This window comes from Streptomyces sp. NPDC054849, assembly GCF_053610945.1.
Genome location: NZ_JBSGZI010000115.1, coordinates 1 through 23,676, shown reverse-complemented (window position 1 = coordinate 23,676; position 23,676 = coordinate 1). Strand labels below are relative to the sequence as shown.

At 72.6% G+C, this 23,676-nt stretch carries 21 protein-coding genes; 18 read left to right on the top strand and 3 right to left on the bottom strand.

The annotated features are described in order from the left end of the window. The coding region (locus tag ACWGIF_RS33020; protein WP_453503024.1) for an NTF2-like N-terminal transpeptidase domain-containing protein at nucleotides 1–791 on the bottom strand (791 nt) is incomplete at its 3' end. A gap of 288 nt (nucleotides 792–1,079) precedes the next feature. Between ACWGIF_RS33020 and ACWGIF_RS33015 the strand changes: the two genes are divergently transcribed. The 3 genes from ACWGIF_RS33015 to ACWGIF_RS33005 all read left to right on the top strand — a co-directional run bounded on the left by ACWGIF_RS33015 (nucleotide 1,080) and on the right by ACWGIF_RS33005 (nucleotide 3,415). Then, the gene (locus ACWGIF_RS33015) at nucleotides 1,080–1,745 is read left to right on the top strand and encodes a histone deacetylase (protein WP_453503022.1); all 666 of its coding nucleotides are present in this window, start codon (nucleotides 1,080–1,082) and stop codon (nucleotides 1,743–1,745) included. A 168-nt stretch (nucleotides 1,746–1,913) separates the two neighbouring features. Further along, on the top strand, nucleotides 1,914–2,186 hold the full coding sequence (locus ACWGIF_RS33010; RefSeq protein WP_453503020.1) for a hypothetical protein: 273 nt from the start codon (nucleotides 1,914–1,916) through the stop codon (nucleotides 2,184–2,186). Between the two features lie 311 nt (nucleotides 2,187–2,497). Next, nucleotides 2,498–3,415, top strand: a complete 918-nt coding sequence (locus ACWGIF_RS33005; RefSeq protein WP_453503018.1) for a pentapeptide repeat-containing protein — start codon at nucleotides 2,498–2,500, stop codon at nucleotides 3,413–3,415. Between the two features lie 155 nt (nucleotides 3,416–3,570). Here the strand turns inward: ACWGIF_RS33005 and ACWGIF_RS33000 are convergent, their stop codons facing one another. After that, nucleotides 3,571–5,340, bottom strand: coding sequence for a dolichyl-phosphate-mannose--protein mannosyltransferase (locus ACWGIF_RS33000; protein ID WP_453503017.1), 1,770 nt, complete (start codon nucleotides 5,338–5,340; stop codon nucleotides 3,571–3,573). A gap of 78 nt (nucleotides 5,341–5,418) precedes the next feature. On the opposite strand from ACWGIF_RS33000, the gene rsmI reads away from it, so the two are divergent. The 13 genes from rsmI to ACWGIF_RS32935 all read left to right on the top strand — a co-directional run bounded on the left by rsmI (nucleotide 5,419) and on the right by ACWGIF_RS32935 (nucleotide 21,791). Beyond that, entirely contained in the window at nucleotides 5,419–6,315 is an 897-nt protein-coding gene (rsmI, locus tag ACWGIF_RS32995; protein ID WP_453503014.1) for a 16S rRNA (cytidine(1402)-2'-O)-methyltransferase, read from the top strand. A 161-nt stretch (nucleotides 6,316–6,476) separates the two neighbouring features. Further along, nucleotides 6,477–6,983, top strand: coding sequence for a hypothetical protein (locus ACWGIF_RS32990; RefSeq protein WP_453503012.1), 507 nt, complete (start codon nucleotides 6,477–6,479; stop codon nucleotides 6,981–6,983). 10 nt (nucleotides 6,984–6,993) lie between these two features. Beyond that, complete coding sequence (locus ACWGIF_RS32985; RefSeq protein WP_453503010.1) at nucleotides 6,994–7,869, top strand: TatD family hydrolase; 876 nt, start codon at nucleotides 6,994–6,996, stop codon at nucleotides 7,867–7,869. Nucleotides 7,870–8,256: 387 nt separating this feature from the next. Then, a complete protein-coding gene (locus ACWGIF_RS32980; protein ID WP_453503026.1) occupies nucleotides 8,257–9,663 on the top strand; it encodes a ubiquitin-like domain-containing protein in 1,407 nt (468 codons plus the stop codon). A gap of 131 nt (nucleotides 9,664–9,794) precedes the next feature. Next, nucleotides 9,795–10,697, top strand: a complete 903-nt coding sequence (gene rsmA / locus ACWGIF_RS32975) for a 16S rRNA (adenine(1518)-N(6)/adenine(1519)-N(6))-dimethyltransferase RsmA (RefSeq protein ID WP_326589967.1) — start codon at nucleotides 9,795–9,797, stop codon at nucleotides 10,695–10,697. Next, on the top strand, nucleotides 10,694–11,605 hold the full coding sequence (locus tag ACWGIF_RS32970) for a 4-(cytidine 5'-diphospho)-2-C-methyl-D-erythritol kinase (protein WP_453503009.1): 912 nt from the start codon (nucleotides 10,694–10,696) through the stop codon (nucleotides 11,603–11,605). Before rsmA ends, ACWGIF_RS32970 begins: the two co-directional genes overlap by 4 nt. A gap of 249 nt (nucleotides 11,606–11,854) precedes the next feature. Next, nucleotides 11,855–13,207 carry an acyltransferase family protein gene (locus tag ACWGIF_RS32965; RefSeq protein WP_453503008.1) on the top strand — a complete coding sequence of 451 codons (1,353 nt, stop codon included), beginning with the start codon at nucleotides 11,855–11,857 and terminating at the stop codon, nucleotides 13,205–13,207. Nucleotides 13,208–13,235: 28 nt separating this feature from the next. Further along, a complete protein-coding gene (locus tag ACWGIF_RS32960) occupies nucleotides 13,236–15,038 on the top strand; it encodes an ABC-F family ATP-binding cassette domain-containing protein (RefSeq protein WP_453503007.1) in 1,803 nt (600 codons plus the stop codon). A gap of 204 nt (nucleotides 15,039–15,242) precedes the next feature. After that, entirely contained in the window at nucleotides 15,243–16,856 is a 1,614-nt protein-coding gene (locus tag ACWGIF_RS32955) for an outer membrane protein assembly factor BamB family protein (protein ID WP_453503006.1), read from the top strand. A gap of 43 nt (nucleotides 16,857–16,899) precedes the next feature. Then, the gene (locus ACWGIF_RS32950) at nucleotides 16,900–18,654 is read left to right on the top strand and encodes an outer membrane protein assembly factor BamB family protein (RefSeq protein WP_453503004.1); all 1,755 of its coding nucleotides are present in this window, start codon (nucleotides 16,900–16,902) and stop codon (nucleotides 18,652–18,654) included. A gap of 126 nt (nucleotides 18,655–18,780) precedes the next feature. After that, entirely contained in the window at nucleotides 18,781–19,473 is a 693-nt protein-coding gene (locus ACWGIF_RS32945) for a response regulator transcription factor (protein WP_453503025.1), read from the top strand. A gap of 111 nt (nucleotides 19,474–19,584) precedes the next feature. Continuing rightward, on the top strand, nucleotides 19,585–20,544 hold the full coding sequence (gene galE, locus ACWGIF_RS32940) for a UDP-glucose 4-epimerase GalE (protein ID WP_453503002.1): 960 nt from the start codon (nucleotides 19,585–19,587) through the stop codon (nucleotides 20,542–20,544). 479 nt (nucleotides 20,545–21,023) lie between these two features. Then, nucleotides 21,024–21,791: a LuxR C-terminal-related transcriptional regulator gene (locus ACWGIF_RS32935; protein ID WP_453503000.1), complete on the top strand. Its 768-nt coding sequence runs from the start codon at nucleotides 21,024–21,026 to the stop codon at nucleotides 21,789–21,791. Here ACWGIF_RS32935 and ACWGIF_RS32930 read toward each other — a convergent pair. Continuing rightward, nucleotides 21,750–22,247, bottom strand: coding sequence for a MarR family winged helix-turn-helix transcriptional regulator (locus ACWGIF_RS32930; protein WP_030386194.1), 498 nt, complete (start codon nucleotides 22,245–22,247; stop codon nucleotides 21,750–21,752). The genes ACWGIF_RS32935 and ACWGIF_RS32930 overlap by 42 nt on opposite strands. A gap of 161 nt (nucleotides 22,248–22,408) precedes the next feature. Between ACWGIF_RS32930 and ACWGIF_RS32925 the strand changes: the two genes are divergently transcribed. Further along, complete coding sequence (locus ACWGIF_RS32925) at nucleotides 22,409–23,266, top strand: trans-aconitate 2-methyltransferase (RefSeq protein WP_453502998.1); 858 nt, start codon at nucleotides 22,409–22,411, stop codon at nucleotides 23,264–23,266. A 2-nt stretch (nucleotides 23,267–23,268) separates the two neighbouring features. Then, nucleotides 23,269–23,637 (top strand): VOC family protein, encoded by a 369-nt coding sequence (locus ACWGIF_RS32920; RefSeq protein WP_453502997.1) that lies wholly within the window; start codon nucleotides 23,269–23,271, stop codon nucleotides 23,635–23,637. Nucleotides 23,638–23,676: the final 39 nt, after the last annotated feature.

Genomic DNA, 23,676 nt, shown 5'->3' with positions numbered 1-23,676 from the left:
GCCTCGGGGAAGGCGGCGACCGCCAGCTCGGCCGCCGCCTGCACCTTCGCGTCCAGGTACGTCTTGAGGATGCTCGGCTCGCCCTCGGCCAGGGTCAGCAGGGTCCGCCTGGGCGCGTCCTTGGCGGCAGGCTCGATCCACACCTCGGCGCCCGGTCTGCCGCCCGCCTTGCCGCCGTAGGTCTGGCGCAGCTCGTCGAGGACCGGCCGCAGCGAGGGGTACTTCTCCGCGGTCAGCTCCTCGTTGTTGCGGTCCACGGCCTTGACCGGCGCAGTGGCCGGGGCGCCCGCGCGCAGCGTCTCGTCCTTCTGGAGCTGCGGGTGGATCACCGAAGGCTGCCAGTCGACCAGCGGCTTGCCGCTGCTCACTCCGCGCACCACGGTCAGCTGGGAGTCGTAGGCGAGCGGCTTGGTGGTGCCCTCGTAGGTGATCTCCGCCTCGACCTTGAAGGGCACGGTGGTGCCGTTCGGCGTGCCGGGGGTGATCACGGCCTTGGACACGTACGCCTTGGTCTCGAAGTCCCCCACCGCGGTCTGAGCCGCCGCGGCGTTGTTCGTGAGGCCGGCGGCCGTCCGCTCGTCCCCGGCCGCCCACGCGGCCAGGAAGGCCTTGGCGGTCGCGGCGGTCTCCTTCGCGCCGACCGGCCCGCTGCCCTTCCCGGCCTGGACGGAGGTGTCGCCGTCCTTCGCGCCGCCGCCGTCCCCGACCAGGGCGTACACCCCGTACCCGGCGCCGCCGAGCAGTGCGAGAAACACCCCGCCGACGACGGCACCCTTCGCTGCCCCGTTCACTTGCGTCCCCTCCCCAGGAGCCCCCGTCCTCTGAACGCGTTCAAAGAACTCTTGGTGCGGACCTTACGCCGTGGAGTTGCGCCCGGAGGCGGTTGTTACCGGACCGGAACATCCGGGAGGGGGTCCCCGCCGGGCCCAAGTGCCAAGCCCTGCAAGGCCTTTCCCTGGTTCGCGGGCAGGGCGTGGCCGGTAGTGATCGGCCGGAAACGGATGCCCGCGCGGCCGCCGAAGACCGTTGAAGGACTGTTGGCCACACCCCGAATCCCGGCAGAAGGGCCCCTGAACGCCATGAACGTGGTGCACCCGCTGGAACCGCTCCGCCTCGGCGGGGCTCCGCCCGAACTGGTCTGGTACACGTCCTACGGATCGAACATGCACCGAGGCCGGCTGGCCTGCTACCTGGCCGGGGGCACCCCCGCGGGCGCCGCCCGCCGCTATCCCGGCTGCCGCGACCGCAGCGCCCCGGCACGCTCGGTACCGGTCGAGCTGTCCGGGCGCCTGTACTTCGCCACGCGGTCCCCGGTCTGGACGGGCGGGCGGGCCTTCTGCGACCCGTCCGCGCCCGGCCGCATCCGGGCGCGCGCCCACCTGGTGACGGCCCAGCAGTTCTCCGACATCGCCGCGCAGGAGATGTACCGGGAGCCCGGCGCCGACGTCGACCTCACCAGGGTCCTGCGCACGGGACGCGACGAGCTGGGACCGGGCCGGTACGAGACGCTGATCTGCTCCGGCGCGCTGGACGGCATCCCGGTGCTGACCTTCACCGCCCCCTGGCCCATGCACGCGGTGGACTGGGTCAGACCCTCCGCCGCCTACGTGTCGTACCTGGCGGCAGGTCTGCTGGAGGCCGGAGCCTGGGACGAGCGGTCCATCGCCGGCTACCTCGCCGACTGCCCCGGCGCGGCCGGCCACTGGAGCGCCGACGAGATCGCGGACCTCCTGGCACCCGCCTGACCCGGCCGGCCTGATGTGCGTGCACCCGTGCCGTGTTCTAGCGTCGAAAGGGCGAGGGTGACCGAAGAGCCGAGCCGGTCGCCCCTCGGACCGCCTGCTCCGTGCCTCCGCCCCCGCCCGTGATCGCGCGCACCCGTGGATCGCGTGACCGACCGAGAGAGCAGGTGCATGCGCATGCGTCCGTCGGCCCGTATCCCCAGCATCCTCGCCGGCCTGGCCCTCGCCGTCGGCGGAGCCGTCTTCGCGGGCCCGGCCGCCCACGCGGACGCCAAGGCCTGCGAACAGTCCCTCGCGAAGCAGAACGTCCAGGTCACCGACGACGTCCGGCAGGCCTGTTACGAAGGCCAGATCCGCAACCAGACCAGCTGCGCCGCCGGCCTCGACGAGGCCGGCATCTCCAAGGAGGACGCGGCCGACGCCTGCCGGGTGGCTCCGCAGTAGCAACCACGAGGGCTTGGTAGAGGCCGTCCACGGCCTCCGGGTTCGCCGCACTCTTGAGTACCAAGGACATGGCGGCGCGCATCAGTGAAAGAGGGATGGGAGTCGGGCGTCCGGTCCCTCAGCTGACCGGGGCTCCCAAGGTGGTCCAGCGCGCGCGATCCTGCATTTTCGAGTGCGATGGAGGAGTGAGGGTTAGGCGGCCACGGCTGAGGCAGTGGATCGTGCGCCGACAGCACGCTAGGCGGCGGCGCCGGATCCGTGCAGGTCAGCGCAGCATGGGCGGCGCTGGCGGGGCACCGTGGGTGGCTCTGATGGCTTCCCTGCCTGGTCTGGCTGCGTTGGTCGCGCTGGTGTTTACCTGGGTATCAGTGGGGCAAACCGGGACGCAGCTCCGGATCGCGGAGCAGGGTCAGATCACCAGCCGGTTCAACGAAGCGGTTTCACATCTGGGGTCGGAGTCGCTGGATCTGAGGTTCGGGGGCATCTACGCGCTGGAGCGCATCATGCAGGACTCGCCGCGTGATCAGTCGCGAATCATTTCAGTGCTATCGGCGTATGTGCGGACGCATGCCCCCGTCCCCAAAGATGGCTTTCCGAAGATGAAGCCGGACGAAGTCCCTCTTCCCCCCAGCGCCGACGTCGTGGCTGTGACGGAGGTGCTCGCTGCGCGCCCGGCGAGCCAGGACGGCCAGGCGGAGATCAATTGGCAGGGTGCCGATCTGCGGAGCTTGTCTCTGCAGTCGCGGGATGCCACGACCAGCGGAGACGAACCCCCGGTTGCTCGCCACCTTCCGTTCGGCTTCGCGAACCTGGCGGAGGCGGACCTGAGACACGCGGCGTTCATGGGTGTGGACTTGCACGATGCATTGTTCGTTGGGGCACATTTGGCCTACGCCGAGTTCGTAGATGTGAATTTGAAGAACGCCCATATGCCATGGGCAGATCTGACGAGTGTGGTGGTACAGGCCACGAGTCTGCGCGGGGCGATCCTGTCCGAGGCGATCCTGTTCGGCGCCGAACTGATCCGCGCCGACCTGAGGGACGCGAACCTGGACCATGCTGACCTGCGCAGCGCCGACTTGTACGGAGCGAACCTACGTGGTGCCGACCTAGGCGGCTCGGACCTGCGCCAGGCAAACCTGACCGGAGCTGATCTCACCGGCGCAGACCTGACCGGAGCCCTCTTGGACGGAGCGAAGGGCGTTCCCGCTGAAGTGCTGGACAGATGACGGCTTCGAGGCGCCGGGGCTGGCCAACTCCCCGACCGAGTTGGGGGCGAGCATCCGTGATCATCGAGATTACAACTCCTGATGCATCCGCCAACGACTCCGAACCACCACGACGGCCCCGGCGCTCGCGAGCGCCGGGGCCGTCGTTTTGCCTGCTAGACCCAGGTGTCCAGCCACATGCGGCCGCGCCAGGAGTCCATCGGCAACGTCTGGCCCGTGAAGATGGGCCAGAAGTAGATGAAGTTCCACACGATCAGCAGGACCAGCACGCCCGACCCGATCGCGCCCAGCGCCCGCCGGCGTTCGGACGAGCCCGCCGGACCCAGCAGGGCGCCGATCATCATCGCCACCGCCAGGCACAGGTACGGGACGAAGACCACCGCGTAGAAGTAGAAGATCGTCCGCTCCTGGTAGTTGAACCAGGGCAGCAGACCCGCGGCCACCGCGCACGCGATCGCACCCGCCCGCCAGTCACGGCGGAAGAACCACCGCCACAGCACGTACAGCAGCGCGAAGCAGCCCGCCCACCACAGCAGCGGAGTGCCCAGCGCCAGCACCTCGCGGGCGCACTTGCCCGCCTCGGTCGCCGGGCAGCCGTCGGTGCCGGGCTCGGGGGACTCGTAGAAGTAGGACACGGGCCGGCCCACGACCAGCCAGCTCCACGGGTTGGACTCGTAGGTGTGCCCCGAGGTCAGCCCGACGTGGAACCGGTAGACCTCGGTCTCGTAATGCCACAGGCTGCGCAGCCACTCCGGCAGGAACGACAGCGAGCTGCCCTGGTCGTACTTGGCCGCCCAGTCGCGCAGATAGCCGCCCTTGCCGTTGTCCGGGCTGAAGATCCAGCCCGACCACGAGGCCACGTACGTCACGATCGCGACCGGGACCGTGGACACGAAGGCGGGCAGCGCGTCGCGGCGCAGCATCGCCGCGTACGGGGCGCCCCCGCCCGCGGTGCGGCGTGCGGCCGCGTCCCACAGCACCGTGAGGATGCCGAAGAAGGCCAGGACGACGAAGCCGTTCCACTTCGTGCCGGCGGCCAGTCCCAGACAGACCCCGGCCAGGATCCGGTAGGGCCGCCAGCCCAGCCCCAGCGTCTCGGCGATCTTCATGTCGGGCCGGGTCCGGCCCTCGTCGTCCACCGGGAGGGCGGCCGCGAGCCTGGCCCGGACCTTGTCCCGGTCGATGAGCAGCGCCCCGAACGCGGCGAGCACGAAGAACATCAGCACCAGGTCCAGCAGCGCGGTGCGGCTCATCACCAGGTGCAGGCCGTCCACCGCGAGCAGTGCGCCCGCCAGGCAGCCGAGGAACGTCGAGCGGAAGAGGCGGCGCCCGATCCGGCACAGCATCAGCACCGACAGGGTGCCGAGCACGGCGGTCATGAACCGCCAGCCGAAGGGGGTGAATCCGAACATCCACTCGCCGAGCCCGATCACCCATTTGCCGACGGGCGGGTGCACGACGTAGCCGGGGTCCAGCGGCAGCGCGACCCCGTTCGGATTGGCGAGGATCGACTTGTCGATGTCCTTGGGCCAGCTCGCCTCGTAGCCCTGCCGGATCGTGGCCCAGGCGTCCTTGGCGTAGTACGTCTCGTCGAATATCACCGCCTTCGGGCGGCCCAGGTCCACGAACCGCAGCACCCCGGCCACGAGCGCCACCAGCAACGGCCCCGCCCACGACACGAGGCGCTGCCAGGTCCCCCACCCCTCCGGCGGGAGCCCGAAGGTCATCCACAGCTGCCGGGACGGCTTGGCGTAGGGGGGCACCAGGCGGCTGCGGACGTCCGGGCGCGGCGACGCGGCGGAGGCCCGCGCGTAGCCGAAGCCGCGCAGGCGGCGCAGCCAGATGGGCGGCTCATCTTCGCGTCCCGCCGATGAGGCGGGCGGGGCCCCCGCGGGGCTGGGCGGCGGCGTCGCGGTACTGGTCACCGGCACATCGTAGGGAAGAGATCTGTGTGCACCCCAGCGGCGGGGGGCGTCGGGGCACGAGACTGAGAGGATGGGCGGGTGACAACTGACCAGCCCCGCGGTACCGAGCCCACCTCGACGACCGGCGTCCTCGTCCTCGCCGGCACCCCCATCGGCGATCTCACGGACGCCCCGCCGCGCCTCGCGGCGGAGCTGGAGCGGGCCGACGTGATCGCCGCCGAGGACACCCGGCGGCTGCGCCGGCTGACCCAGGGGCTCGGCGTGCACACCACCGGGCGCGTCCTGTCGTACTTCGAGGGCAACGAGTCGGCGCGGACCCCGGAACTGGTCGAGGCCCTGGCCGGCGGCGCGCGCGTCCTGCTGGTGACCGACGCCGGCATGCCCTCGGTCTCCGACCCCGGCTACCGGCTGGTCGCCGCCGCCGTGGAGAAGGACATCAAGGTCACCGCCGTCCCCGGGCCGTCCGCGGTGCTCACCGCGCTCGCCCTGTCCGGACTGCCCGTGGACCGGTTCTGCTTCGAGGGGTTCCTCCCGCGCAAGGCGGGCGAGCGCCTCGGCCGGCTGCGCGAGGTCGAGGGCGAACGGCGCACCCTCGTCTACTTCGAGGCCCCGCACCGGCTCGACGACACCCTGGCCGCGATGGCCGAGGTCTTCGGCGCCGAGCGGCGGGCCGCGGTATGCCGCGAACTGACGAAGACCTACGAGGAGGTCAAGCGCGGCGGGCTCGGCGAGCTCGCGGCCTGGGCCGCCGAGGGCGTGCGCGGCGAGATCACCGTCGTCGTGGAGGGTGCCCCGGCGGCCGGACCCGGCGACGTGGACGACGAGGAGCTGGTGCGCCGGGTGCGGGTGCGCGAGGAGGCGGGGGAGCGGCGCAAGGAGGCCATCGCGGCGGTCGCGGCCGAGGCGGGGGTACCCAAGCGCGAGGTGTTCGATGCCGTCGTCGCGGCAAAGAATGCGGCACAAAAGGTGCTGTAAGTCGGTAAAGAGCTAACCTGAAAGGCAAAGCTCAGACCGCGCACCGGGCGCTTTCGGCATGGAGTCGCCCAAAGACCGTCCAACAGTAGACAGGGCCTGATGCGCTCCCGCCCGAAGAGGCGTCCACTGGCAATGGCACCAGTGGAACAAGAGGAGCTGGCATGAGTGAGATCGCAGACACCCCGGCACCTGCGCCCGCCGCAGTACCCGCCCCCACCCCCGCCCCCGTCCCGGCGACGGGTGTGCAGGTCGTGCACGAGGCGTACTCCTTCGCCTGCATGCGGTGCGGGTACGCCTGGGAGCAGGGATACGAGATCGAACACCACGTGGGAGCCAAGGGCGAGCCCTTCATCATCTACACGATCAAGGGCGAACGGGTCCCGTCCCCGCTGTCCAACCCGACCTGCCTGAACTGTGGCGGCCACGTGGTGCGGATCATGCGGGAGGGGCAGGTCTCCTCCGTGCTCGGCATGATCGACCACCTCTACCACCACCGCATCGCGCCCGGGATCGCAGGACCCGTGCCGGCGGGCGCCAACGTCCCCCGGGCCCCGAGGCCGCACAAGCCGCCGCCGGCGCACGACGCCCCCGGACCCGTCTCGATCGAAGAGGCCGAGCGCAACCGGGGCCCGCTCTCCCGGCTGATGGGGTTCTTCCGCCGGTCATAAGATCGGCCGTATGAGCACCGCTTCGAAGGACGCACCGCCGCCGCTGCCCGAGCCCCTCCGGGTGGCGGTGGCGGACTCGCACACCCACCTGGACATGCAGGCGGGCACCGTCGAGGAGGGCTTGGCGAAGGCCGCCTCGGTCGGCGTGACCACCGTCGTCCAGGTGGGCTGCGACGTGAAGGGCTCCCGCTGGGCCGCCGAGACCGCCGCCGCGTACGAGAACGTGCACGCGGCCGTGGCCCTTCACCCGAACGAAGCCCCCCGGATCGTCCACGGCGATCCGGACGGCTGGTCGCGGCAGGGGGCCCGGTCCGGCGGCGGCGAGGCCGCCCTGGACGACGCGCTGGCCGAGATCGAGGCGCTGGCCGCCCTCGGCCACGTGAAGGCGGTCGGCGAGACCGGGCTGGACTACTTCCGTACCGGGCCGGAGGGGATGGCCGCGCAGGAGCGCTCCTTCCGCGCACACATCGAGATCGCCAAGCGGCAGGGCAAGGCCCTCGTCATCCACGACCGCGACGCCCACGCGGACGTACTGCGCGTGCTGCGCGAGGAGGGCGCACCCGAGCGGACCGTCTTCCACTGCTACTCCGGCGACGCGGACATGGCCCGGGAGTGTGCGGCCGCCGGGTACTTCATGTCCTTCGCCGGAACCGTCACCTTCAAGAACGCGGCGCCGCTGCGCGAGGCGCTGGCCGTCGCCCCGCTGGAGCTGGTGCTCGTGGAGACGGACGCGCCGTATCTGACCCCGGCGCCGTACCGCGGACGGCCCAACGCGCCGTACCTCATTCCGCTGACGGTACGGGCGATGGCCGCGGTCCGCGACATCGACGAGGATGCGATGGCCACGGCGCTGGCGGCCAATACGGCACGCGCCTTCGCCTACTGATCCCCTACTGATCACTCCTCTGCTCCGACACGCTGCGTAGCCGTACGGCTTTGGTGTGTGACGACTCCTCCGCTAGGGTGCCGTGCCCGAACCAGAGGGTGCCGGATCACCAGTGGAGCGAGCGTCGTGAGTGATACGCAGGGCAGTCACCGCCGTGGCGGTCCCCTCCCGGAGGCGTACGAGGCCGAGCCCCTGGCCTGGCCGGCCGGTGCCGACGACCCCGGGCCCGGGCCCGGGGACCTCGAACCCTGGGACCTCGAGCCCTGGGACCCCGAGCCCTGGGACTGCGAGCCCTGGGACACCGAGACCGGGGTTCCCGCTCCGCGGGGCGAGGCCCGGCCGGGCGGTCGCCGCCGCCGGGCCGCGGAACCGGCCCCCGCCGCAGCCATCGCGACGGTCACCGCCACCGTCCCCGACTTCGGTCCCGGCCGCCAGGACGCGAGATCGCCGGCCGACGCGGACACCCTGGCCGCGCCCGGCTTCGGCCGCCGCCGCGCCGTGAACCCGGCCGTCCAGGCCGCCCCCGCCGCTCCTGCCGTCCCCGCACCGCCGGTGCCCGGACCCGGTACGGGCCGCCGCGCGCGCGGCCGCAGCGCCCCCGCCGACTCCCCGGCCGGGCCCGCCCTCCTGCCGGCACCCGTCGGGCCCGGCTCCGGCCGCCGGCGCGCCCGCACCGCCCCCGCCGGACCCTTCGCCGCCCCCGGCGGGCACTGGCGCCGGATCGTGCCACAGGCCCTGGTTGTCGCCTTCCTCGCCGGCGGCACGACCGCGTTCGTCGCCGCCGACAAGTCGGTACGGCTCACCGTGGACGGGGTCCCGCGCAACCTCCACACCTTCGCCGACGACATCGGCGACCTGCTCACCGCCGAAGGCCTCGGCGTCGGCCCGCACGACCTCGTCGCCCCCGCCCCCGGCGAACACCTCGACGACGGCGAGGAGGTCGTCGTCCGCTACGGCCGCCCCCTGCGCCTGACCCTCGACGGACAGCAGCGCCAGGTGTGGACCACCGCCCGCACCGTCGAGGGCGCGCTGCGCCAGTTCGGCATCCGCGCCGAGGGCGCCTACCTCTCCGCCCCCCGCACCGCCCTCGTCCCGCGCGCCGGCCTGGTCCTCAGCGTCCGCACCGAGCGCAGCGTCACCTTCATGGCCGACGGCCGCGAACGGACCATCCGCACCAACGCCGCCACCGTCCAGGAGGCCCTCGATCAGGCCGGCATCACCCTGCAGGGCCAGGACAGCACCTCCGTGCCCCCCACCGACTTCCCCCGCGACGGCCAGACCGTCACCGTCCTGCGCATCACCGGCTCCCGCGAGGTCCGCGAGGAACGCATCCCGTACGAGACCGAGAGGGTCAAGGACCCGGGCCTGTTCGCCGGCACCGAGGTCGTCGAGCGGGCCGGACGGCCCGGGGCGCGCAGGGTCACGTACAGCGTGCGCACCGTCAACGGGGTCCGGCAGAAGCCCCGCGCCATCGCCGACGAGGTCGTCCGCGAGCCCGTCTCCCAGCTCGTCAAGGTGGGCACGAGGTCGCTGCCGAGCTCCGTCGGCGGCGCCGACGGCCTCAATTGGGCGGCCCTGGCCCGGTGCGAGTCCGGCGGGCGGCCCGGGGCCACCGACCCCTCGGGGACGTACGGCGGGCTGTACCAGTTCGACGTCCACACCTGGCAGGCCCTGGGCGGCAGCGGACGCCCGCAGGACGCGTCCGGCGCGGAACAGACGTACCGCGCGAAGAAGCTCTACCTGCAACGGGGGGCGAGTCCGTGGCCGCACTGCGGCCGCAGGCTCACGCAGTGAGCCCGCGCCGGCCTGCCCCGCACACGGTGAGCGGGCGCCGGGCACGCCGTGAGCGGGCGGGTGAACGCCTCCGGGAGCCGGACACCCCGGTCCGGCTCAGCACCGCCCCGCCGATCTGAGACGCTTTACCGGTGAGCACCGCAGAGCAGCAGCCCAACGAGACCCCTTCTGACGCCCTCCTCGGCCCGGCCGACATCAGGGAGCTGGCCGCCGCCCTCGGCGTACGCCCGACGAAGCAGAAGGGGCAGAACTTCGTCATCGACGCCAACACGGTGCGCCGGATCGTGCGCACCGCCGAGGTCCGCCCCGACGACGTGGTCGTCGAGGTCGGACCGGGCCTGGGCTCGCTGACGCTCGCTCTGCTGGAGGCCGCGGACCGGGTCGTCGCCGTCGAGATCGACGACATCCTGGCCGCCGCGCTGCCCGCCACCATCGAGGCGCGCATGCCCGCGAGGAAGGACCGCTTCGCGCTGGTCCACTCCGACGCGATGCTGGTGACCGAGCTGCCCGGCCCGGCGCCGACCGCGCTCGTCGCGAACCTGCCGTACAACGTGGCGGTGCCGGTGCTGCTGACCATGCTCGACCGCTTCCCGACCATCGAGCGGACCCTGGTGATGGTGCAGGCGGAGGTCGCCGACCGGCTGGCCGCCGAGCCCGGCAACAAGGTCTACGGGGTGCCCTCCGTCAAGGCCAACTGGTACGCCCACGTCAAGCGCGCCGGAGCCATCGGCCGCAAGGTCTTCTGGCCCGCCCCGAACGTCGACTCCGGCCTCGTCTCCCTGGTGCGCCGCACCGAGCCGATCAAGACCACCGCCTCGAAGGCCGAGGTCTTCGCCGTCGTGGACGCGGCCTTCGCGCAGCGCCGCAAGACGCTGCGCGCCGCGCTGGCCGGCTGGGCCGGCTCGGCGGCGGGCGCCGAGTCGGCGCTGGTCGCCGCCGGCATCTCGCCGCAGGCCCGCGGCGAGTCCCTGACGGTGGAGGAGTTCGCCGCGATCGCCGAGCACAAGCCCGCGGCGCAGAGGCCCGCCCTGTGAGCGCGCGCACGACGCCCGTGACCGTACGGGTCCCCGCGAAGGTCAACGTGCAGCTGGCGGTGGGCGCGGCCCGCCCCGACGGCTTCCACGACCTGGCCAACGTCTTCCTCGCCGTGTCGCTGTTCGACGAGGTGACGGCGACCGCGGCCGACGCGCTGACGGTCACCTGCGAGGGCCCGGACGCCGACAAGGTCCCGCTGGACCGCACCAACCTCGCGGCGCGCGCGGCCGAGATCCTCGCCGCCCGCAACGGGCTCTCCCCCCTGGTCCACCTGCACATCGCCAAGAACATCCCGGTCGCGGGCGGCATGGCCGGCGGCAGCGCGGACGGGGCGGCGGCCCTGCTGGCCTGCGACGCCCTGTGGGGCCTGGACACCCCGCGTGCCGAACTCCTCGACATCTGCGCGGAGCTCGGCAGCGACGTCCCCTTCAGCCTGGTCGGAGGCGCGGCCCTCGGCACCGGCCGGGGCGAGGTCCTCACCCCCGTGGCCGCCGGCGCCTTCCACTGGGTGTTCGCCGTGGCCGACGGAGGGCTGTCCACCCCGGCGGTGTTCCGCGAGTTCGACCGCCTCACCGCCGACGTGGCGGTCCCGGAGCCGGAGGCCTCGCCGGCCCTCCTCGCCGCCCTGGCGTCGGGCGACGCGCAGGCGCTGGCCGGGGTGCTGGCCAACGACCTCCAGCCGGCTGCGCTGTCCCTGCGGCCGTCCCTGGCGGACACCCTGAGGGCCGGCGCCGGGGCCGGGGCGCTGGCCGCGCTGGTCTCCGGCTCGGGGCCCACGACGGCCTTCCTGGTCGCGGACGAGGAGTCCGCCGCCAAGGTCGCCGCCGCGCTGGAAGCCTCGGGCACCTGCCGGGCCACCCGCGTGGCGACCTCCCCGGCACGGGGCGCCACGGTCCTGCCGGCCTGACCCCGTGGCGCCGGGCCACATCCAGCCCCGCGGGCGTTCGAGGCGCGGGGTCTGGGGCCGAGCCCCGGTACGGCCCCGGGCCCGCACCTCACGCGCGCAGGGGCTGGGCGGAGCCCCGGCAGCGGCCCGGGCCCGTACTCACGCGTGCAGTCCGGGCGGAGCCCGGCAGCGGCCCCGCGGCCGTACTCATGCGGGAGTTGAGTAGCCGCACCCTGTCGGCGGAGCCGGCCGGCAGGCGACCGTAGCCCCATGACAGCCAGCGCCAGCGCCCTCGCCGCCGCCACCCCCGCCCACCGCGACCGGTACGTCGACCTGCTGCGCGTCGCCTCGCTCGGCACCGTCATCGCCGGGCACTGGCTGATGGCCGCCGTCAGCAGCGACGGCATAGGGAACCTGCTCGCCCTCGTGCCCGCCCTTCAGGTGCTGACCTGGGGCCTGCAGATCATGCCCGTCTTCTTCTTCGTCGGCGGCTTCTCGCACGCGCTGTCCTACCGCTCGACGGCCCGGCGCAGCGACCACTCCGTCTACGCCGCCTTCCTCCGCGCCCGGCTCCAGCGGCTGCTGCGCCCCACCCTCGTCTTCGTCCTGGTGTGGGCGGCGGCCGCGCTCGCCGTGCAGCTCGCCGGGCACGGCGACGGCCGGCTGACCGGGGCCGCGCTGCGCCTGGTCACCCAGCCGCTGTGGTTCATCGGGATCTACCTGGCGATGGTCGCCTTCACCCCGCCGCTGCTGAAGCTGCACGAGCGCCACGGCTGGGGCGCCTTCGCCGTCCTGGCCGCTGCGGCCGCGCTCGTCGACGTCCTGCGCTTCACCCTCGGCGTCCCGTACGTCGAGTTCCTGAACTTCGCCCTCGTCTGGCTCGCCGTCCACCAGCTCGGCTTCCTGCGCGCCGACGGGCGGATCCGCAGGCCCGCCGTCCTCGCCGCGGCGGGCCTCGCCGGGGCCGTCCTGCTGGTGGCGTACGGCCCGTACCCGCTGTCCATGGTGGGGATGCCCGGCGAGAAGGTGTCCAACATGGCCCCGCCCACCCTCGCCCTGCTGTGCCACGGCATGTGGCTCGTCGGCGCCGTGCAGCTGGCGGCCCGGCCCGTCGGCGCCTGGCTGCGTCGCCCCCGGGTCTGGCGCGGGGTCGTCACCGCCAACGGCATCGCCATGACCGCCTTCCTCTGGCACCTCACCGCCATGCTCGGCGTGTACGGGCTCCAGCTCGCCCTCGGTCTGGACCTGCCGGCCCCCGCCACCGCCGCCTGGTGGGCGCAGGTCCCCGTACGGGTCCTCGCCGCGGCCGCGCTGACGGGCGTCTTCGTCGCCCTGTTCCGCCGCTTCGAGGCCCCCGCCCGGCGCGCCCCGGCCGCTCCGGCAGGATCCGACCCGGCCGCTCCCGCCGGTGGCGGCGGCCCCGTCGCCGCCCTCGGGATCACCCTGTGCCTGCTGGGCGTCCTGGGTCTGTCCATGACCGGACTCGGCGGCCTGCTCGACGGCCACAGCGCCACCCTGATCGCCCTGCCGGTCACCGCGCCCGCCGCGATCGGCATGGCACTGGGCGGCTGGCTCCTGGTGGAACGGTCCGGCGCTCCCCGGAGCGTTAGGCTGAGGGGCTGATCCACACCCCTTCCCTGGAGCGCGTCTGATGGCCGTCAATCTGGTCAATGTCGAGGCCGTCAGCAAGGTGTACGGCACACGTACCCTGCTGGACGCCATCTCCCTCGGCGTGTCCGAGGGGGACCGCATCGGCGTGGTCGGCCGCAACGGTGACGGCAAGACCACCCTCATCCGGATGCTCGCCAAGCTGGAGGAGCCCGACACCGGCCGGGTCACCCAGTCCGGCGGCCTGCGCATGGGCGTCCTGACCCAGCACGACTCCCTCGATCCCAAGGCCACCATCCGCCACGAGATCATCCGCGACATGGCCGACCACGAGTGGGCCGGCAACTCCAAGATCCGCGACGTCCTGACCGGGCTCTTCGGCGGCCTCGACCTGCCCGGCTTCGGCCAGGGCCTCGACACCGTCATCGGCCCGCTCTCCGGCGGCGAGCGCCGCCGCATCGCCCTCGCCCAGCTGCTCATCGCCGACCAGGACCTCCTGATCCTCGACGAGCCCACCAACCACCTCGACGTCGAGGGCATCGCCTGGCTGGCCAAGCACCTGCAGGAGCGCCGCTCCGCGCTCGTCTGCGTCACCCACGACCGCTGGTTCCTCGACCAGGTCTGCACCCGCATGTGGGACGTCCAGCGCGGCGAGGTGCACGAGTACGAGGGCGGCTACAGCGACTACGTCTTCGCCCGCGCCGAGCGCGATCGGATCGCCGCCACGGAGGAGTCCAAGCGGCAGAACCTGATGCGCAAGGAGCTGGCCTGGCTGCGCCGAGGCGCCCCCGCCCGGACCTCCAAGCCCCGCTACCGCATCGAGGCCGCCAACGAGCTCATCGCCGACGTGCCGCCCCCGCGCGACCGCTCCGAGCTCATGCGCTTCGCCAACGCCCGCCTCGGCAAGACCGTGTTCGAGCTGGAGGACGTGGCCGTCCACGCCGGTCCGAAGGAGCTGCTCAAGCACCTCACCTGGCACCTGGGCCCCGGCGACCGCATCGGCCTCGTCGGCGTCAACGGCGCCGGCAAGACCTCCCTGCTGCGCGCCCTCGCCGAGGCCGCGCGCACGCAGGGCGACGTCCAGCCCGCCGCGGGCAAGGTGACCGTCGGCAAGACCGTCAGGCTGGCCTACCTCTCGCAGGAGGTCGGCGAACTCGACCCGTCGCTGCGGGTCCTGGAGGCCGTCCAGCGCGTCCGCGACCGCGTCGACCTCGGCAAGGGCCGCGAGATGACGGCGGGCCAGCTGTGCGAGCAGTTCGGCTTCACCAAGGAGAAGCAGTGGACGCCGGTCGGCGACCTCTCCGGCGGTGAACGCCGCCGCCTGCAGATCCTGCGCCTGCTGATGGACGAGCCCAACGTCCTCTTCCTCGACGAGCCCACCAACGACCTCGACATCGAGACCCTGACCCAGCTGGAGGACCTCCTCGACGGCTGGCCCGGCTCGATGATCGTGATCTCCCACGACCGGTTCTTCATCGAGCGCACCACCGACACGGTGATGGCGCTGCTGGGCGACCAGAGCCTGCGGATGCTGCCGCGCGGCCTCGACGAGTACCTGGAGCGCCGGCAGAGGATGATCGAGGCGGCCGCCCCGGCGCCCGTCCAGACCGCCCCCGCGGCGAAGTCGACGGCCTCCGGGGACTCGCGCGCCGCGAAGAAGGAACTCCAGAAGATCGAGCGCCAGCTGAACAAGCTCTCCGACCGCGAGGGCAACCTGCACGCCCAGATCGCCGAGAACTCCACCGACTACGACAAGGTGGCCAAGCTCGACGCGGAACTGCGCGAACTGCTCGCGGACCGCGATGATTTGGAGATGCGCTGGCTGGAGTTGGCCGAGGAGGCGTAACGGCCGCCCGGCGGTTCACGGGCGGCCCCGGCCGCCCGGCACACCCCGCTCTTCACCGGTCCGCGGGGCGAACGGACGGATAACGGCGGCGTCACGGGCCGGTCCTCCCTAGGGAACAGGGGGCGGACCGGCCCGTTGTATGAACGGCGTCAGTGATAGAAAGGTCATCCTCCCCGACCCCTACGAAGCCGAAAGTGTGCGCTGATGACCGAGCCGCCCCAGCCGCCGAACCAGCCGCCGACACCTTCCGGTTACGGACACCTGCCCGGCCCGCCGCAGCCGGGCTACGGATACCCGCAGCAGGGCGAGAACCCGTACGCCCAGCCGGCCCCCTACGCCCAGCAGCCGCCCACCGTCCCGCAGCAGCAGGCCGCCTACGGCTACCCGCCGCCCCCGACCGGTGCCCCCGGCGCGGCGCCGAAGAAGAAGACGACCCTGCTGATCGCCGCCTCGGTCGCCGCGGTCCTCGTCCTCGGAAGCATCGGCTACGTCGCCTTCTTCACGGGCGACGAGGACCCCGGGCAGCCCGTCGCGCAGGAGTCCACCGACGCCAAGCCCTCCGGCTCCCCCACCGTGGACAAGGGCGACGGCAACGGCGGCAACGGCCAGCAGACCGACCTCAACTCCGGCCGCAAGCAGGGCGAGGACAAGGTCCTCTGGCTCAAGACCACCAAGATCGACGGCCCCGGCGCCGGGGTGGCCACGCAGGGCCAGTGGGTCGTGGGCGACACCGTCGTCAAGACCGTCGGCAAGGAGGTCAAGGGCTACGCGGCCGCCGACGGCAAGGAGAAGTGGACGATCACCTTCCCCGCGGACATCTGCGGCCTGACCGACCGCACCACCGACGACGGCAAGACCGTCGTCATGTACGGCGCCGACACGTCGGACACCGCCGACTGCAACCAGATCCGGATGATCGACCTCAAGGCGGGCAAGGAGGGCTGGTCGAAGGAGGTGACGAAGGAGAGCGCCTTCGACATGTTCCTCGACCCCAGCCTGGCCATCACCGGGGACACCGTCACCGTCAACCGGCTCACCCGCGCCACCGCCTTCAGGATCAGCACCGGCGACAAGCTCTTCGCCAGCCCCGCCGAGGGCTGCGTGCCCGGAGCCTACGCCGCCGGCAGCGGCAAGATGATCGGCGTCGCCACCTGCTTCGACGCCGACCGGACCGCCGAGGTCCAGGAAACCGACCCGGTCACCGGCAAGAAGGGGTGGACCTACCGGCTCCCCAAGGGCTGGAAGGTCAACCGCGTCTACGGGCTCGACCCGATCGTCCTCGACCTCGCGAACGAGACCACGAAGGAGCGCTCCATCGTGGTCCTCGGCCCCGACGGCAAGCAGCGCGCCACCCTCTCCGGCGACGGCAAGTTCTCGACCGAGTGCAGCGAGAGCCACGACGACTCCCTGCAGGGCTGCACCACCGCCGTCGTCGACGCGGGCACGCTCTACCTGCCCACCAAGGCGGACCTCGGCAAGGCCAACGAGATCGTGGCCTTCGACCTGGCCACCGGCAAGGCCAAGTGGCGGGTCCCGGCAGGGGAGGGGCGCACCGTCGTCCCGCTCAAAGCCGCCAACGGACAGCTGATCGCCTACCGCAAGGCCGAGTCCGACCGGGGCGGCGAGGTGCTCTCCATCCCGGCCGGCGGCGGCACCCCCACCGCACTCCTGCGCCACCCGTCGGGCCCCGCCGCACCGATCGAGAGCTCCTTCTACTCCCCGAAGGTCGACTACGTGGACGGGCGCTTCTTCATCTCCACGTCCCGCCTGCTCGCCCAGGACAAGGACGAAAAGCTCCTGATGGTCTTCGGAAAGTGACAACGCGTCCCACGAGCCGCCCAGCGAGAGGCAAGAGCAAACCATGAGTACCCCGCCGCCCCCCAGCCAGCCGCCGTCCGGCGGCTTCGGCGCGCCCCAGGATCCGCCGCCGGGCGGTTTCGGCGCGCCCACGCCGCCCCCCGGACCGCCCACGCCGCCCGCCGGACCGCCCACGCCGCCCGCCGGAGCGCCCACGCCGCCCGCCGCGCCCCCGCAGCAGCCGCCGGCCGCGCAGCCCGCCTACGGGTACCCGCAGCCCGGGCCCGGCTACGGCTACCCGCAGCAGCCCGGCGGCCCGGCGCCGTTCGGCGCGCCCTCGCCCTCGCCTGTGCCCGCGCCCCGGCCCACGGCCGGCGGCGGCAACGACAAGCGCACCCAGCTGATGATCGTCGGCGCGGCCCTGCTGGCCATCGTCCTCATCGTCGGCGGCGGCCTCTGGTACACCTCCGGCGACGGCGGCACGAAGGACACCGTCGACAACGGCCCCACCGCCGCCCCCGGCACGGACAAGAACAAGGCCTCGACGCCCGGCACCGAGAAGGTGCCCTCCAACACCAAGTCGAAGTCGCTCTACAACCACCCCAGCCCGACCGTGGCCGACCTCGTGGCCGTCAGCGGTTCCTGGCTCACCGACTCCACCTACATCAAGTCCGACGTGTCGAAGGTCGTCGGCTACAACCTCGTGGACGGCGGCAAGAAGTGGGAGCTGCCCCTCCCGGGCGAGCTCTGCGGCGCGACCCACCACGTCAGCGAGAACAAGACGGCCGTCCTCTTCAAGGCCGCCCCGGCCACGCCCGAGAACAAGTACCCGCAGTGCACCGAGGTCGGCGTCATCGACCTGGAGACCGGCAAGCTCGCCTGGTCCGGCCACGCCAAGAGCGCCACCGGCGGCGACAAGCCGGTCAGCTTCTCCGAGGTCACCATCAGCGGCAACACCGTCGCCGCGGCCGGAGTCTCCGCGGGAGGCGCCGCCTGGAACCTCGCCGACGGCAAGTCCCTGTGGCTGCCCAAGGTCGACAACGAAGGCTGCCGCGACACCGGTTACGCCGGCGGCGAGGCCCTCGGCGTCATCCGCAAGTGCGGGCAGAGCCCCAACTACACCCTGTACGGGCAGATCCTCGACCCGGCCACCGGCGCGCCCACCTCCTCGTACAAGCTCTCCGCGGGCATCGACTACGCCCACATCGTCTCCACCAAGCCCCTGATCGTGGCGGCCGACGTCGGCGACAACGCGAAGGGCGGCAAGGGCGTCAGCGACGTGTTCGTCGTCGACCCCAAGGGCGAGCTGAAGGCGCGCATCCCGCTCGCCTCCGGAAACTTCGCCGCCAGGTGCGGGGCGACCGAGGTCGAGAAGTGCTCGAACATGCTGGTCGGCAACGGCAAGCTCTACGTGCCCTCCCAGGAGCACCAGGGCCAGTCACCCAGCGGCCGCACCAACGAGCTGCTCTCCTTCGACCTGGAGACCGGCAAGCAGACCACCGACCGCGCCGACGCGGGCGAGCGGTACACCCTGCACCCGCTGCGCATGGACGGGTCGAACATCATCGCCTACAAGAACCCCCCGTACGACAAGGGCGGTCAGATCGTCAGCATCGACGGCTTGACGATGAAGGAGACCGTCCTCATGGAGAACCCGGCGGACAAGGCGACCCAGCGCGCCGAGACGTCCTTCTCCCCCGAGTACGCGGAATTCAGGTACCGCAACGGCAAGCTCTTCATGTCCCGTTCGAACGTCAGCAAGCCGTTCGGGGACAAGACCGAGCCGGAATACCTCTTCGTCTCCTTCAGCGCGAGCTGATCCGCACACCCCCGCAGAAGCCCCCGAACGGTCCGCACCGATCGGGGGCTTCTGCACGGTATCGCCCGCGCACCGTCGAACAAGCGTGTAGCTTGCCGGGTCAGAAGGATGGGGGGTGGTTCCGCCATGGGCGTACGGGTCGTGGTGGTCGACGAGCACCGGCTGCTGGCCGAGGCGCTCGCCTCTGCCCTGAAGCTGCGCGGCCACCGGGTGCTGGCCGCGGCCGCCCCGGCCGCGGGCGCCGCCGAGCTGGTCATCAGCCGCGCCCCGGAGGTCTGCCTGCTCGGCACGGCCACCCCCGCCGAACCCGGCGTCTTCGAGCCCGTGGTCCGCATCAAGCGGGAGCGCCCGCAGATCGCCGTCGTCGTCCTCGGCCCGGTGCCCAGCCCGCGCGGGATAGCGGCCGCCTTCGCCGCGGGCGCCTGCGGGTACGTACGCCAGGACGAGCGCATCGAGGGCGTGGAGCGGGCGCTGGCCAAGGCGCGGGCCGGGGAGGTGGCGATCGCCCCGCAGCTGCTGCAGGGGGCCTTCTCGGAGCTCCTGAACCCCACCGCCCAGCCCGACGACGAGGGCAGCCGGCTGCTGAGGCTGCTCACCCCGCGCGAGGTGGAGGTTTTGGTGCGGGTCGCCGAGGGCGAGGACACGCGGCTGATCGCCGCGGGCATGGAGATCGCGCCGAGCACCGCCCGTACGCACGTGCAGCGGGTGCTGATGAAGCTGGGCGTGGGCTCGCGGCTGGAGGCGGCCGCGCTGGCCGCCCGTACCGGCCTGCTGGACCGGGCCCTGCCCGGGCAGCCGCCCGTCACCCCGCGCGGCTGAGGCGGGCGGCGGGACCGGCGCCGATTTCCCCGCGGGCGCGGAATCGGGTAAGCCAGTGCCCAAGCACGCGCATCCAGTCGCGCGTGCTCCCCCGCGAGAGGCAGTAGGCGAGTGAGCAAGTACCTGGTAACCGGTGGCGCCGGATACGTCGGCAGCGTGGTGGCGGCCCACCTCCTGGAGGCCGGCCACGAGGTCACCGTCCTCGACGACCTCAGCACCGGCTTCCGCGTCGGCGTCCCGGCGGGCGCCGCCTTCATCGAGGGCCGCATCCAGGACGCCGCCCGCCACCTGGACGGCTCCTACGAGGCGGTGCTGCACTTCGCGGCGTCCTCGCAGGTCGGCGAGTCCGTGGTGAACCCGGGCAAGTACTGGGAGAACAACGTCGGCGGCACGCTCGCCCTGCTGGGCGCGATGCGCGAGGCGGGCGTGCGCAAGCTGGTGTTCTCCTCCACCGCCGCCACCTACGGGGAGCCGGCGGAGGGCCTGCTGACGGAGGCGTCGGTGACCGCGCCGACCAACCCGTACGGCGCCTCGAAGCTGGCCGTCGACCACATGATCGCGGGCGAGTGTGTGGCGCACGGCCTGGCCGCGGTGTCCCTGCGCTACTTCAACGTGGCCGGCGCCTACGGCGAGTTCGGCGAGCGGCACACCCCCGAGACGCACCTGATCCCGCTGGTCCTCCAGGTCGCGCTGGGCGAGCGGGAGTCGATCTCGGTGTTCGGCGAGGACTACCCGACGCCGGACGGCACCTGTGTACGCGACTACATCCACGTCGCCGACCTGGCGGAGGCCCACCTGGCCGCCCTGCGGGTCGCCGCCGGCGGCGAGCACCTGATCTGCAACCTGGGCAACGGCAGCGGGTTCTCGGTCCGCGAGGTCGTCGAGACCGTCCGCAAGGTCACCGGCCGCGACATCCCCGAGGTCGTCGCCCCGCGCCGGGCCGGCGATCCGGCGATGCTGGTCGCCTCCGCCCGCACCGCCCACGAGCGCCTCGGCTGGACCCCGAGCCGCTCGGACCTGACCGGCATCATCACGGACGCGTGGAACTTCGCGCGCACGCACACCTCCTGAACCACCGGTATCCCCTGGGACCACGGTTGTCATGCGCGCCCCCCGCACCCTGCCCGGTGCGGGGGGCGTGTGCGTTCGGGCCGTGCGCTGTCGGCGGGCGCTGTGCGCGGGCGCCCGGCGTGCACACGCCGGGTGAAATGCCCGCCGTGCAACTGCCCGTGGCACGCGCCCTTGCGAAAGCCGCCGTCCGGACCCTCGGTGCAGGTGATTTCAAGCCATCACGCAGCCCGTTCGGAACGCTCCCGCCGGAAAATCGCCCGGAAAACTTCTGCTATTCGGCCAACCGTGAACCGCCCCCGGCCCTACGCTGATGAGCGACGCCGGTGGGGGCCGGTGTTGATTCAGGGGTCGAGACAAGTCGGGTACGGCGTCCGGTCCGGGGTAGTGCAGAGATGTCTCGGCGGCGGCCGGGCTGCTGCGGATCACCCGGTCCGGGCGCCGTACCCGCCGTCGTCCGTTCCCCTACCCTTGGGGGTTTTGTGGTTCGTATCCGGGTTCTCGTCGTCGACGATCACCGCATCTTCGCCGAATCGCTCGCAGCCGCGCTCGCGGCCGAGCCGGACGTGGACGTGTCCGCGGCCGGCAGCGGTCCCGCCGCCCTGCGCTGCCTCGAACGCGCGGCGGCCGAGGGCCGCCGCTTCGACGTCCTGCTGGTCGACGCCGATCTCGGCGCGGTCGCCGGGGCCGTGCCCGCCCAGCGGGAGCCGGGGGCCGGGCCGCCGCCGCCCGCCTCGGACGGGATCGCGCTGGTCGCCGGGGTACGGGTGACCCACCCCGGGGTCCGCACGGTCGTCCTCGCCGAGCGGGACGACCCGCGCCGGGCCGCGCTCGCGCTCCAGGCGGGGGCCTCGGGCTGGGTGGCGAAGGACTGCTCGCTCTCACGGCTGCTGGCCGTGATCCGAGGAGTCCTGCGCGAGGAGACGCACCTTCCGCCCGCACTGCTCACCGGAGTGCTGCGCGAGCTGACCGCGGCGCGCAAGCACCGTACGGACAGCGAGCGGCTCGTGGAGTCGCTCACCCCGCGCGAACACGAGGTGCTGCGCTGCATGGTGGCGGGGCTGGGCCGCAAGGACGTGGCGGCGCGTCTGTTCCTGTCCCCGCACACCGTCCGCACCCACATGCAGAACGTGCTGGGCAAGCTCGGTGTGCACTCCACCCTGGCCGCGGTGGCCCTGGCCCGGCGGGCGGGCGTACGGCCGGCCGACCTAGCCGGGGATGTTGTCGAACGGAGCGGTCAACTGGCGTAGCAGGCCGGCGAGATCACCGCGTTGGTTCTGCGAGAGCTGGGCCAGGATCGCCCGTTCCTGGGCCAGCAGCCCGGCGAGGGCCTGGTCGGCGCGGTCCCGGCCCTCGGGGGTGAGCCGCACCAGGACACCGCGGCGGTCGCTGGGGTCCGGGAGCCGCTCGACGAGGCCCTTCTTGGCGAGCCGGTCGATGCGGTTGGTCATGGTGCCGGAGGTGACCAGGGTCTGGGTCAACAGCTGTCCGGGGGAGAGCTGGTAGGGCGCGCCGGCGCGCCGCAGGGACGTCAGGACGTCGAACTCCCACGGCTCCAGGCCGTGCTCGGAGAAGGCCAGCCTGCGCGCGCGGTCGAGATGGCGCGCGAGCCTGCTGACGCGGCTCAGGACCTCGAGCGGTTCCACGTCGAGGTCAGGGCGCTCCCGCCGCCATGCCGCCACCAGTCGGTCGACCTCGTCCTCCATGCCGATCAGTGTAAGGGGTCTGTCGATGTGAAGTCTCTTCACAGCAAGTATCTTGATCACGAGTATCTTGACATCGAGATATAAAGAAGGCGAGCATGGGGCATGGAGGGGGCCGGAACAGATTCCGCTTCCGACCGCCCCGCCAGCAGGGAGGCTCGAACATGTATTCCGAGACCGCGCGCGCCGGGACCCCCACGTCCACCGCGCCGTCCGCCCCCACATGGGATCCCCAGCAGTACCTCCGGCACTCCAGCCACCGCACCCGCCCCTTCCTGGACCTCCTCACCCGGATACCCGAACTCCCCGACCGGCCCGCCCGCATCGCCGACCTCGGCTGCGGCCCCGGCAACGTCACCGCGCTCCTCGCCGGGCGCTGGCCCGAGGCCCGCATCACCGGCTTCGACCTCTCCCCTGAGATGCTCCGCCGCGCCACCGACGAGTACGCCGGCCCCACGAAAGGTGGCGGCAGTCTCGACTTCCGCCACGGGGACCTCGCGGGCTGGCTCCCCGAGGAGCCCTACGACCTGATCGTCTCCAACGCCGCCCTCCAGTGGGTCCCCGGCCACGCAGGCTCCTTCGGTGCCTGGATCAACGGCCTGCGCCCCGGCGGCACCCTTGCCTTCCAGATCCCCGGCAACTTCACCGCCCCCAGCCACGCCCTGCTCGCCGAACTGTGCGACACCCCGCGCTGGCGGCCCCGGCTCGCCGGCCACGGCGCCCGCTACATCCACATCCTCGAACCCGCCGAATACCTCGCCCGGTTCACCGCACTCGGCTGCGCCGCCGACGTCTGGGAAACCACCTATCACCAGTTGCTCCAAGGCCCCGACCCCGTACTCGACTGGGTCAAGGGCACCGCCCTGCGGCCCGTCCTGACCGCACTCGGCGACGACCGTGACGCCGTGGACGCCTTCCTCACCGAATACCGCGACCGGCTGCGCGTGGCCTATCCGACCGGGCCGCGCGGCACCGTCTTCCCGTTCCGCCGCATCTTCGCCGTCGCCCGCAAGGAGGCCTGACCGTGCTGACCGCCGTCGACCACGTCCAACTCGCCGCGCCTCCGCACTCGGAGGACCGGCTCCGCGCCTTCTACACGGACGTCCTCGGCATGACCGAGATCCCCAAGCCGCCCGTCCTCGCGGCACGCGGGGGCTGCTGGTTCGCCGCCGGGCCGGTGCAGCTGCACCTCGGCGTGGAGGAGGACTTCCGGCCCGCGCGCAAGGCCCACCCGGGACTGCGGGTGACCGGCATCGAGGCCTACGCGCACAGACTGGAGGAGCGGGGAGCCAAGGTCGTGTGGGACGACGACCTGCCCGGCCACCGCCGCTTCTACTCCGAAGACCCCGTCGGCAACCGGCTCGAATTCCTGGAGCAGCGCAGCCCGGAGTAGCCCAGCCCGGCGCACATACGACGGCGCCCCGTCACCGAC